The 11,984-nt window shown below is 41.0% G+C and carries 11 protein-coding genes and 1 other annotated feature; of the genes, 3 read left to right on the forward strand and 8 right to left on the reverse strand.

Annotation, left to right across the window (positions count from 1 at the left end):
• Positions 1-16: 16 nt before the first annotated feature.
• Complete coding sequence (locus tag CYJ36_RS09380) at positions 17-1,321, reverse strand: bifunctional folylpolyglutamate synthase/dihydrofolate synthase (RefSeq protein WP_101566999.1); 1,305 nt, start codon at positions 1,319-1,321, stop codon at positions 17-19.
• Positions 1,322-1,467: 146 nt separating this feature from the next.
• Positions 1,468-4,110 carry a valine--tRNA ligase gene (locus CYJ36_RS09385; protein WP_101567000.1) on the reverse strand — a complete coding sequence of 881 codons (2,643 nt, stop codon included), beginning with the start codon at positions 4,108-4,110 and terminating at the stop codon, positions 1,468-1,470.
• Between the two features lie 57 nt (positions 4,111-4,167).
• Positions 4,168-4,399 (reverse strand) — a binding site (T-box leader).
• Positions 4,400-4,560: 161 nt separating this feature from the next.
• Here CYJ36_RS09385 and CYJ36_RS09390 point away from each other — a divergent pair.
• A complete protein-coding gene (locus tag CYJ36_RS09390; RefSeq protein ID WP_101567001.1) occupies positions 4,561-4,752 on the forward strand; it encodes a hypothetical protein in 192 nt (63 codons plus the stop codon).
• 32 nt (positions 4,753-4,784) lie between these two features.
• On the opposite strand, the gene ysxE is transcribed toward CYJ36_RS09390, so the two are convergent.
• Together ysxE and spoVID are read right to left on the reverse strand one after the other, a co-directional pair.
• Positions 4,785-5,837: a spore coat protein YsxE gene (ysxE, locus tag CYJ36_RS09395; RefSeq protein ID WP_219621079.1), complete on the reverse strand. Its 1,053-nt coding sequence runs from the start codon at positions 5,835-5,837 to the stop codon at positions 4,785-4,787.
• A 100-nt stretch (positions 5,838-5,937) separates the two neighbouring features.
• A complete protein-coding gene (spoVID, locus tag CYJ36_RS09400; protein WP_101567003.1) occupies positions 5,938-6,957 on the reverse strand; it encodes a stage VI sporulation protein D in 1,020 nt (339 codons plus the stop codon).
• Between the two features lie 304 nt (positions 6,958-7,261).
• Here spoVID and CYJ36_RS09405 point away from each other — a divergent pair, with 304 nt between their 5' ends.
• Both CYJ36_RS09405 and CYJ36_RS23600 read left to right on the forward strand, forming a co-directional pair.
• Positions 7,262-7,450, forward strand: coding sequence for a CsbD family protein (locus CYJ36_RS09405; protein WP_101567004.1), 189 nt, complete (start codon positions 7,262-7,264; stop codon positions 7,448-7,450).
• A gap of 288 nt (positions 7,451-7,738) precedes the next feature.
• Positions 7,739-7,906 (forward strand): hypothetical protein, encoded by a 168-nt coding sequence (locus CYJ36_RS23600; protein WP_180850203.1) that lies wholly within the window; start codon positions 7,739-7,741, stop codon positions 7,904-7,906.
• A 39-nt stretch (positions 7,907-7,945) separates the two neighbouring features.
• Here the strand turns inward: CYJ36_RS23600 and hemL are convergent, their stop codons facing one another.
• Genes hemL through hemC form a run of 4 tightly spaced genes read right to left on the reverse strand, consistent with a single transcriptional unit; the run spans position 7,946 to position 11,955 of the window.
• On the reverse strand, positions 7,946-9,232 hold the full coding sequence (gene hemL / locus CYJ36_RS09410; RefSeq protein WP_101567005.1) for a glutamate-1-semialdehyde 2,1-aminomutase: 1,287 nt from the start codon (positions 9,230-9,232) through the stop codon (positions 7,946-7,948).
• Between the two features lie 19 nt (positions 9,233-9,251).
• A complete protein-coding gene (gene hemB / locus CYJ36_RS09415; RefSeq protein WP_101567006.1) occupies positions 9,252-10,235 on the reverse strand; it encodes a porphobilinogen synthase in 984 nt (327 codons plus the stop codon).
• Complete coding sequence (locus CYJ36_RS09420) at positions 10,235-11,023, reverse strand: uroporphyrinogen-III synthase (protein WP_101567007.1); 789 nt, start codon at positions 11,021-11,023, stop codon at positions 10,235-10,237. Before CYJ36_RS09420 ends, hemB begins: the two co-directional genes overlap by 1 nt.
• Positions 11,023-11,955: a hydroxymethylbilane synthase gene (gene hemC / locus CYJ36_RS09425; RefSeq protein ID WP_101567008.1), complete on the reverse strand. Its 933-nt coding sequence runs from the start codon at positions 11,953-11,955 to the stop codon at positions 11,023-11,025. The genes CYJ36_RS09420 and hemC overlap by 1 nt, the downstream gene beginning before the upstream one ends.
• Positions 11,956-11,984: the final 29 nt, after the last annotated feature.

Consider the following 11,984-nt stretch of genomic DNA (forward strand, 5'->3'; position numbering starts at 1 on the left):
TTTTAGGACTATCAACCTAATATTCCGATAAATAATTCCGACAAAAAGGCCTAACTTCTGATATAAAATACAAGGAACCTGTTACAAGGTAGATATCATTTTGTTCTCCAGCTTCTATCATTTTCTGAAAAGCAGTTTCCCAATTTTCATCAAAATCCTTTTTTGCATGCATACATGCCTCAAAAAGCTCAGCTGCAGGAGCTGCTCTCGGAAAATCAAAGGTTGTAAAGTGCATGGTGTCTGCTATGGAAGAAAGGCGCTCTATCATATAATCATATTCCTTATCTTTTAATGCAGAAAAGAGGATATGTATCGTTTTGCCTTCAAAATGCCGCTGCATTGTAGAAACTAAGCTGTCTATTCCCTCTTTGTTATGAGCACCGTCAACGATAACAGCCGGATATTCAGAGACTTGCTCAAATCTTCCATTCCAGCTCGTTTGCAGGAGTCCTTTTATGACATGCTGTTCCTCGATTGCAAACAATTCGTTCACTCGCAGATAATCAAGCGCCATGACTGCGAGCGCGGCATTCTGGACTTGATGTTCTCCCCGCATGGATATTTCAAGGTTCTCAAAATGGCTGAAAGGTGTTTCCATTTCAAACCTTTCCCCCCTGTTAAGCGGCTGATGATTCAATACAGGGAAGCAGCCGTGGTAAAGCGCGGATTGATTTTCTTCAGCTTTCTCCTTGATTTCATTTAGGGCCAGTTCATTTGTGACAGAAGTCAGCATAGGGATACCTGGCTTTATGATACCCGCTTTTTCCCTCGCGATATCTTCGATTGCATGTCCAAGAATATTCATGTGATCATATCCGATGCTCGTGATCATCGTTAAGATCGGTTCGATAATATTCGTTGAATCATATGTACCGCCAAGACCTGTTTCGAGCAAAACAATGTCGCTTTTTTCATGTCTTCCAAAATAATAGAAAGCCATGGCCGTAATCACTTCAAATTCAGTTGGTCCGCCAAGTTCTGTCTGCTCAAGTCCAGCCGCAATCGGCTTAATGATGTTCGCTAAAAACAGCATTTCTTCATCAGAGATCGGTTTGCCGTTCACACTGATTCTTTCATTAAAGGTTTCTAAAAAAGGAGAGGTAAACGTACCTACCGTATAACCAGCCTCTTGCAATACGTTTCGCATATATGCAATGGTTGAACCCTTTCCGTTTGTGCCTGCTACATGAATGGCACGAACTTGCTTGTGAGGGTGATCCATTTTTTCCATCATCCATTTCATTCGCTTTAAACCTGGCTTGATTCCGAATCTAAGGCGCGAATGAATCCAATCTACTGCTTCATCGTAGGTTTGAAACATCTGTAACAGCCCCTTCTCTCTCTTTATAAGAAAAGCCAAGCTCCCTGTCTGACAGGTGCTTTTAGCTAAACTTATTATTATTCGCTCTGATTATATATGAAAACTCGGGTGTGATTCTAACAATCACACCCGAGCCTGTATGATAATTATCCCTTTAACTCACTGATTCTTGAAAGGACAGCTTCTCTTTTTTCAACATAGTCTTTTTCTTTTGCACGTTCTTCTTCAATGACTTTTTCAGGTGCTTTTTTCACAAAGCCTTCATTGCCCAGTTTCTTTTGAACACGTTCAACTTCGTTATTCAATTTATCGAGCTCTTTTTGCAGACGTAAAATTTCTTCGTCTAAATTAATTAGACCTTCAAGCGGAAAAATAAGCTCTGCTCCAGTTACTACTGCTGTCATCGCTTTTTCACCAGTTGCAGCATCTGTACTGATTGTCAGGCTGCTCGTGTTACAGAAGCGTTCAATATAAGCGCGGTTTTGATCAAGCTGTATTTGAATGTCTGCATTTTTCGCTTTAATGAAAAGCGGAATTTGCTTGCTCATCGGTGTGTTAACCTCTGCACGAACGTTACGTACGCTGCGAATCACTTCGACAAGCAATTTCATATTTGATGCTGCTTCCTGATCTGTTAATGAAGCATCTGCCTCAGGCCATTTCGCTATTGTAATGGATTCGCCTTTATGAGGAAGGTTCTGCCATATTTCCTCGGTAATGAAAGGCATAAAGGGATGAAGAAGTCTCATCGTGTTATCAAGGACATAAGCTAAAATCGAACGAGTCGTTTTCTTCGCTTCTTCATTGTCGCCGTATAATGGAAGCTTCGCCATTTCAATATACCAGTCACAGAAATCATCCCAGATAAAGTTATAAAGGTAGCGGCCTACTTCACCGAATTCATATTTATCAGCTAGTTTTGTCACTTGATCGATTGTTTCGTTTAAGCGAGTAAGAATCCATTTATCCGCTACCGATTTTTCACCAGTAATATCAATCTCTTCAACTTTCAGTCCATCCATGTTCATTAAAGCAAAGCGTGAAGCGTTCCAGATCTTGTTGGTAAAATTCCAAGTTGCTTCCACTTTTTCATAGCTGAAACGCAAGTCCTGGCCTGGAGAGCTACCTGTTGACAGGAAGTAGCGCAATGAATCTGCTCCATATTTCTCGATTACATCCATTGGATCGACGCCATTTCCAAGCGATTTACTCATTTTACGTCCTTGTTCATCGCGTACAAGTCCGTGAATCAGCACATCTTTAAATGGACGCTGTCCTGTAAATTCAAGGCCTTGGAAAATCATGCGAGAAACCCAGAAGAAAATAATATCATAACCCGTTACAAGTACATCCGTAGGATAGAAGCGCTGATAATCGATCGACTCTGTATCTGGCCAGCCTAATGTAGAAAACGGCCATAACGCAGAGCTGAACCAAGTATCAAGAACGTCTTTATCCTGTTCCCAGTTTTCAATATCTGCAGGCGGTGAGTGATCAACATGAACCTCTCCTGTTTCTTTGTTATACCAGGCCGGAATTCTATGTCCCCACCAAAGCTGTCTTGAAATACACCAGTCGCGGATGTTTTCCATCCAGCGCATGTACGTATTTTCAAATCGGTTTGGAATAAAGTTTACTTTTTCTTCTTTACTTTGAAGCTCAATCGCTGCATCAGCAAGCGGCTGCATTTTAACAAACCATTGTGTTGAAAGGTAAGGTTCAACAACTGCGCCGCTTCGTTCGCTGTGTCCAACAGAATGAATGTGCTCTTCAATTTTGAATAAAACTTCCATTTCCTGAAGATCTTTTACGATTTGCTTGCGGCATTCAAAACGGTCAAGACCATTATACTTGCCTGCATTTGCATTCATCGTTCCATCTTCGTTCATAACAAGTACACGCTCTAAGTTGTGACGGTTGCCAATTTCAAAGTCATTTGGGTCATGTGCAGGTGTGATTTTTACAGCACCTGAGCCAAATTCCATATCAACATAATCATCGCCTACGATTGGAATTTCACGGCCGACGATAGGAAGAATCACGGTTTTGCCGATTAAATGCTTGTAGCGGTCATCTTCAGGATGAACAGCTACAGCTGTATCTCCAAGCATTGTTTCAGGGCGCGTTGTTGCAATTTCAATGTGTCCTGATCCGTCTGATAGCTGATAACGCATGTGGTAGAAGGCACCTTGTACGTCTTGGTGAATTACCTCAATGTCCGATAAAGCTGTTTTCGTTTTTGGATCCCAGTTAATAATGTACTCGCCGCGGTAGATTAATCCTTTTCTATAAAGAGATACGAATACTTCATTTACTGCTTTTGAAAGGCCTTCATCAAGCGTGAAGCGCTCACGGGAGTAATCCAATCCTAACCCAAGCTTTGACCATTGTGCGCGGATATGGGAAGCATATTCCTCTTTCCATTTCCATGTTTCTGCAACGAATTTTTCACGGCCAAGATCATATCGTGATTTGCCTTCTTCACGCAGTTTGCCTTCTACCTTTGCCTGTGTGGCAATTCCTGCATGGTCCATTCCAGGAAGCCATAATACATCATAACCTTGCATTCTTTTCATGCGGGTAACAATATCTTGAAGCGTCGTGTCCCATGCATGCCCAAGATGCAATTTTCCTGTTACGTTTGGCGGCGGAATGACAATAGTATAAGGCTGCTTCTCCTGGTCATTTGTTGCTTCGAAGTATTTGCCTTTTAGCCAATAATCGTAGCGATCACGTTCAATTGCCTGCGGATCGTATTTTGTTGAGAGAGTTTGTTCATTTTTCTCCATTCTTCTTCCTCCTTATATATCAGCCAGAAAAAACAATAAAAAACTCCTCTCATCCAATAAAAGGACGAAAGGAGTTGATTTCGCGGTGCCACCTTTTTTCATAGGCAAAATACTGCAGCCTATGCTCTCAAATGGGATAACGGCTTTCGTGCCGATTCTCTCTACTTCAAGTTCAAGAGAATTACTCAAGGGCGACCTTCAAGCGAGCTTGTTTAAGAAATCTTTCAGCAAATGATTTCTCTCTCTAAAAACAGCTTTAGGCTTTACTCTTCCCTGTCAAAGTATGTTTTGTAATGATAAAAAGCATATATGTATTATTGTATACAATCTTTCCTTTTTACGTCAATCATCTTCTCCATTTTTCTTCACCTTTATACACGACAAGCGCACACAAATGGGTATATACACATACCTTGTTAGCAAGAAAAGGCTTTAGTAAGGAGATTTAAGATGCGAAAAAAATTTAATTCCTATAACTTTACCCCTTGGGTGAAGCAATTCCGCGGGATTGGAGTTCAATTTATTGTTCCGATTACAATTTTTCAAGCTGTACGGACACTGATATTTCCGACACCCATTGATATCATTTTATTGGCATTATTGATTTTCCTAGGTGTTGCCCTTCATATGGACTGGATTTAAAGAACCCAATCAGCTTATTGATTGGGATTCTTTTATGTTGATTGCTGCTCAGCAGCTATTTTTTTATTCTCTTCTATTTGTGTTACTTTCATTATAAAATATTCGATATTTTTAAACGTCCAGTACGATTTTATGATATCCTGATTTTTTTTCAGCTGTGTGGCGCCGCGATCTCCCTGATTCATATGTTTTTTTAAGTTTCTGTAGATGAAATCAGGATAAGCAGAATAGCTCATAAACAAAATCATCTCTTCAGCGCGGTAAGGAAAATTCTGCTGATACGTATACAGCCAATCCACACATTCATCACCGGCAAATGGGTACGTATGAAACGTACGGTGATAGAAGAGAAGCAAGTCGTCAATCGGAGATGAGACTCTTGATTGCTCAAAGTTTGTCAAAAATCCTGTGCCCTGTTCATCATATAAAAAATGATGAATGGAAGCTCTGCCGTGTATGATGACCTGGCGTGCATCTTCTTTTTCTTTCATGATCTCATACCATTCGTCAAGCTTTTTCCTTGCAAACTCAGTGGCTCTTGCTGTCTCAAAATAGTAAGTGACAGCCTGCAGTTCAAATGGAGACAAGTACCATCTTTTTTCGCATTCCTCTACATATTTCTCGTACATGTCTTTGTTATCAGCCCATTGTTTCGATAACGTTTCATAATGAAATTTCAGATGATCCTGATTCAATTTTTCCGTAATGACCGTTTTCTGATGAAGAGAAGCTAATTCCCTGAACATATTCTTATGCCGTTCATCTCGCTCATCTGCTGATTCATTGTGGAGCCAAGGCATGATGTAATACCAATTCTCGCCATCGGATGTGAAAAACTGCCGATGTTTATTTCTGAAGATCGGAACATAGGCAGAAAACCCTTTTTGATGCGCTGTATGAAGCGTTTCTATAAAATGGTCATTACGATGTGCAGAGACTTTTTTCAAAGCGTACGCCGCTCCTGAACTTGTATAGACTTTTACAAGTTTGTCACTGATTGATTCCGCATACTCTGCTGTCAAATCGTATTGATTCATAACCGGAATCAGCTTTTCCATTTGGTCTCTCACCACTTTTTGACTCACCTCCCTTTTAGAAGGAACAATGAAACAATCACATTTTGAAAAAGAGCTTTACAAAAAAAACAGCTGAGGAATGCTCCTCCCCCGAGCTGTTCTGAACATTTTAACGCGTGTTCGCATAAACCGGAATATATAAAGTCTGCCCTTCATGAACATCTGCATCTGAATTTAATTGATTTACACGATGCAGCTGCTGGGCAGTAATGTCATAGCGGTCGCAAATACTGTCAATTGACTCTCCCTGTTGAACAATGCAGATTTTAAGCTTTGAAAATTCTTCTTCATCTTCACGGCCAAAAAGCTTTGTTAAGTAAAGGGAATTTTCGGTTTGCTTTGGCTGTTCCTGTTGTTTTGCTTCTTCTTTTCTGCTCCGCGGGCTTAGTTTAGGCGGTGCCGCATATGCTTCTTCATGCTCATGCTCATCCTGAGGTTTGCTGAAGTTATAATGAATTTCCGGCTGGGCAATTTCTTCCTGAATGGCTTGTTTTCTGACCTCTACATCAAACGGCTGATATAATTCATCATCTTTGTCATTTTCATTTACTAAGACAGCTTCATAGGATTCTGTATAAGCTTCCTGTGTATCTTCCTCAGACAGGAGTGCTTGAGGTGTGCGAAAGAGAGGTTCAAGCTCTTCTTCAGAACTGCTGTGATCTTCTGATTGCTCTTCCTCTTCATACCCTTCTTCTGTATCCTGGCTTGCAATCCCGCTTATTTCCAAATCAGCAACCAATTTCAGATTGCGGCTCTCTGATAAATCATAGTCAAACGATTCAATGGTTACATACACTTCTTCTAGATTACCAATTCTGTTTCTAGGGATGGTAATATCGACAGGAAAGCGGTGGAGCAGCTGTGATATGCCATCTTCTCGTGTTTCAACATCACTGATAAACCTGAGATTGGCATATTCAAATCCCTCTTCGTTGTAATCCTCATCTATTTTGTACTCACCCGTTAGTTGCAGTGCACCCCGAATGGAGATGTACTGATCGTATTCCTGGATGGAGATGTCTGGATCTAATGAGATGGATAACAGCTCACCTACTTCCTGTCCCTTTTGAAACCAAACGGATTCTTCAACAGAAAACCGTAATGATGATTGTTGATCCTGTGACAACATAAACTCCTCCTTTCAATGGCCTAACCAAATAGCTGTGACATTAAAGGTTTATGTGACAGAATCAAAGATTATGAGTAATTTTTCTGGTCTCATTTCTAAAACATTGATCCTTTTTAATTGTATTTAGTATGTTCAATCGTTTTTTCAAGGATTGTTTCGAGCGATTTTATTCTAAAAGAGCACGATATCCAAATGATAGACGTAAATATTTCTTATACAATTTTTGAGTACACAGCTTTTGAGAGGTTTTGCAAAAACATTTACCGGGAATGTAACTATTAACAAACTAAAAGGAGTGATTGCAATGTCAAAGGATCAAGGTTTAAGCGATAAAGTGAAAGGTAAAGTGAATCAGGCTAAAGGTGAGGTAAAAGATCAAGTTGGCAATGCAACAGATAATCCGAATCTGCAGCGCGAAGGCAAAAAAGATAAACTCAAAGGGAACATTCAAGAGGGTGTAGGAAAAGCGAAGGATGATTCACACCGCTATTAATTAATTTCATAAGGCTGTTTTCGTATTGATTGTTATTTTTGGATTATAAATTTCACCAGATGGATTTCCGCTGCAGGCACTTGCTTTCCGCGGGGAGGGATGGGAGCCTCTATTTCCCGCAGGAGTCAAGTACCTTCCGCTACAATCCACTAAAGGTTTTAACCATTTCTCTAAAAGGCAACAAACTTTACGAAAAGAGCCTTTCATAAAAAGAGAATCGGCACAGGCCCGTTCTCTTTTTAATTCTATGAGTACGAGCTATACTAGAGTAAAAACACAGGAGTTATTATGAAACCCTTATTCTTTATTATCATAGGCGTAATATTTTTACTGCAAATACCATTATGGCTAGGTATTGTCGCTGACTGGCTGATGATTGCAGTCGGAGCAATAGGTTTAGCAATTATATTAATGAGTAAATGGCTAAGCCGCAAATCAGGTTATGAAAAGAAATAAAAACAAGCCCCCGCCATGCAAGCAGGGGCTTTCGTTTGCTTATTTTAATACAGAAAAAGCTTTTTCTGCGGCAGCAAGCGTTCTTGCAAGATCTTCATCCGTGTGAGCGGTTGATAAGAAAAGACCTTCAAACTGAGACGGCGGGAGGAAAACACCTTCGTTTGCCATTTCGCGATAAAATTTCGAGAAAAATTCTAAATTTGACGTTTTTGCTTTTTCGAAGTTCGTGACTTTTTCATTTGTAAAGAAGAAGCCAATCATCGAGCCAGCTCTGTTAACAGTAAGAGGAATCTCATATTTTTCAGCTGCTGCTGTTAAACCTTCTTCAAGGAGATCTGCTTTACTGCCAAATTCTTTATATGAATCAGGTGTCAGCTGTTTTAATGTCGCGTACCCCGCTGTCATCGCAAGAGGATTTCCGGACAATGTTCCTGCCTGATAGATCGGTCCGCTTGGAGCGATTTGCTTCATAATATCAGCACGTCCTCCGTAGGCACCAACAGGAAGCCCTCCGCCAATCACTTTACCAAGACACGTAATGTCAGGCGTTACACCAAAGTATCCTTGTGCACAGCCATAATCAACCCGAAATCCTGTCATAACTTCATCAAAGATTAACAGGGATCCATATTGATTCGTGATCTCTCTCAGATTTTCTAAAAATCCAGGAAGTGGAGGAACGACACCCATATTTCCTGCAACAGGTTCGACAATTACACCGGCAACATCGTCGCCGAATTGTTCAAATGCGTACTTTACGCTTTCAAGGTCATTATAAGGAACCGTAATCGTGTTCTTCGCAATGCCTTCAGGTACACCTGGGCTGTCAGGCAAACCAAGTGTCGCCACCCCAGATCCAGCTTTAATTAATAAAGAATCACCATGGCCGTGGTAGCATCCTTCAAACTTGAGAATTTTATTTCGTCCTGTAAAACCGCGGGCAAGACGCAATGCGCTCATCGTTGCTTCTGTGCCAGAGCTTACCATACGGATGACTTCGATTGAAGGAACGCGTTCGATGACAAGCTTAGCAAGTTCGTTTTCAATTAATGTAGGTGCACCGAAGCTCGTCCCGGATTCTGTCACTTTTTTAATGGCTTCAACTACTTCATCATTTGTATGGCCTAAAATAAGCGGTCCCCATGATAACACATAATCAATATATTCATTTCCATCAATGTCATAGATTTTAGAACCTTTTCCTCGTTCCATAAAAATCGGATCCATCGCTACAGATTTAAACGCGCGGACAGGGCTGTTTACACCGCCGGGCATTAAATTCAGCGCTTCTTGAAAGGCTTGTCTTGATTTTTCATAAGTGCGCATAAAGAATTCCCCCTTCCGATTATTGTTGTTCCTTGAGCCAGCGGGCAGCATCTTTTGCATGATAAGTCATAATCATATCTACTCCAGCACGCTTCATGCTGATCATCATTTCCATCACGATCGCTTTTTCATCAACCCAGCCATTTTGAGCAGCCGCTTTGATCATAGCGTATTCTCCGCTCACGTTATAAGCAACGATTGGCACATTGAAATTGTTTTTTACATCGCGGATGATATCCAGATAAGATAAAGCCGGCTTCACAATGAGAAAATCCGCACCTTCCATTAGGTCAGATTCAGCTTCTCTAAGTGCCTCAAAACGGTTTGCAGGGTCCATTTGGTACGTTTTGCGGTCACCAAATTGCGGTGTGCTGTGAGCAGCATCACGGAAAGGCCCGTAAAACGCACTTGAATATTTAATGCCATATGACATAATCGGCACATCTTCAAAGCCAGCTTCATCCAGCCCATGACGAATAGCCGCTACAAATCCGTCCATCATGTTAGATGGAGCGATAATATCGGCGCCTGCTTTTGCTTGGCTGACGGCTGTACGCGCTAATAAATCCAATGTGGGATCATTTAGAATCTTGCCTTCTTTTACAATTCCGCAATGTCCATGGTCTGTAAATTGGCAGAGGCATGTATCAGCAATGACAACAAGCTCCGGAAAGTTCTCTTTAATTTGAGTGATCGCTCTTTGAACAATCCCGTGATCGTGATAAGCTTGAGAACCAGCCTCGTCCTTTTCATCAGGAACACCAAACACAATGACGGACTTTATTCCAAGATCCGTTACTTCCTGCATTTCTGCATTCAAGTAATCGAGCGAAATTTGTTCAACGCCTGGCATTGATTTCACTTCATTTCTCTTTTTCTCTCCCTCTACTACAAAAATAGGATAAATGAAGTCTTCTGCATGCAAATGTGTTTCACGAACGATTGATCTCATGCTATTTGTACTGCGAAGTCTGCGATGTCTTGAAAACTGAAGATCCATGATTAATCATTTCCTTTCGATTCGATGTGAGTTTTGATTCTATCTATCATGGCATCGATTGTGTAAGTTTCACAAACGATGCCCTTAAATCCATATTGTGACAGTGTCTGCATTGTAATTGGTCCGATACTGACCAATGTGACACGGCCAAGTAAGGATACCAGATCTTTTGTTTGCATGACATTCATAAAAGCATCAACGGTTGAAGAGCTTGTAAACGTAATATAATCCAGCTCGTTTTGCTTTAATAATCGCTCTATAGTCTGTCCATCTTCTATATTATGTATTGTTTCATATAGTGTTACATCTGTCACGGAGTAACCCTTGTGCCGCAGCTCCTTAATGAGAATTTCCCTGGCCAGATTGCCTCTGAAAAGAAAAATATGCTGTGCTGATACCGTTTTCTCCGTAATTTCTTCTACCAGCTTTTCCGCCACATATTCTTGCGGAATGATTGTAACAGGAAAGCCGTTATTTTCAATCAATTGTTTCGTTTTTCTGCCAACAGCTGCAAATGTACAAGATGATAGTTTGCTTTTATTTATCTGGTGATTTTTTAAGAAATCAAAAAAATAGGAAACACCATTTGTGCTTGTAAAAACAAGGCAATCATTCGGCTTGATGCTCATTATAATCTCATGGATTTGTTCTTCATTCTTTGCTTTTTCAAAACGGATAAGCGGAGTTACAATGGGAACTCCGCCAGCGTTTTTTATTTTCTCGGCAAATGTGGTCGCCTGCGTATGCTCTCTCGTAATTAAAATCTTCTTACCGGAGAGTGCGGCGGCCATTATATGTTAAGCTCCTCTTTCACACGATCGATTAAATCTTTAGCACCTCGTTTGATTAGCCGTTCTGATACTTCTCTGCCGATGACCTCCGGATCTTTTCCTATAATCCGCTCTTTGTGAATCTCTTTTCCGTCTGGTGACGCAATTAAGGCAGTAAGTGAGATTTCTTTATTAAAATCGACTGTTGCATAGCCAGCGATCGGAACCTGACAGCCCCCCTCCATGACCTGAAGGAATGTTCTTTCAGCACGAACAGCAAGGTTTGTCGCTTCATCATTAAAATGTGACAAAAGCTCAAGCAGGTCATGATCGTCTTCTCTGCATTCAATGGAAAGCGCACCTTGTCCAACAGCAGGAACACATATATTTGCATCTATGAATTCTGTGACAACATCCTGACTCCAGCCCATTCTTGCCAAGCCCGCAGCCGCTAAAATGATGGCATCATACTCTTCATGCTGAAGCTTTGCAAGACGAGTATCAATGTTGCCTCGAATCCACTTAATTTCAAGATCCGGTCTCACCGCAAGCAGCTGGGCACTTCTTCTTAAACTGCTTGTCCCCACAATGGCACCAGCTGGAAGCTCGGCAAGCTTTACATGATTCTTAGAAATAAACGCATCCCTTGGGTCTTCTCTAAAAGGGATACAGCCAATTGTCAAGCCTTCAGGCAACACCGCAGGCATATCTTTCATGCTATGTACAGCCATATCAATTTCACGATTTTGCATTGCCTGTTCGATTTCTTTGACAAATAACCCTTTGCCTCCAACCTTCGATAACGTTACATCCAAGATCTGATCACCTTTGGTCACGATTTCACGTACTTCGAACTCGAATGGAAGCTCGAGCTTCTTCAGCTGGTCAATGACCCAATTGGTTTGTGTTAATGCTAATTTACTGCGTCTTGAGCCTACGATAATTTTACGCATAAGTACCTCCAACTTTAACCTGATGTATG

It is taken from the genome of Bacillus sp. UMB0893 (assembly GCF_002858905.1).
Taxonomy (GTDB): Bacteria; Bacillota; Bacilli; order Bacillales; family Bacillaceae; genus Bacillus_P.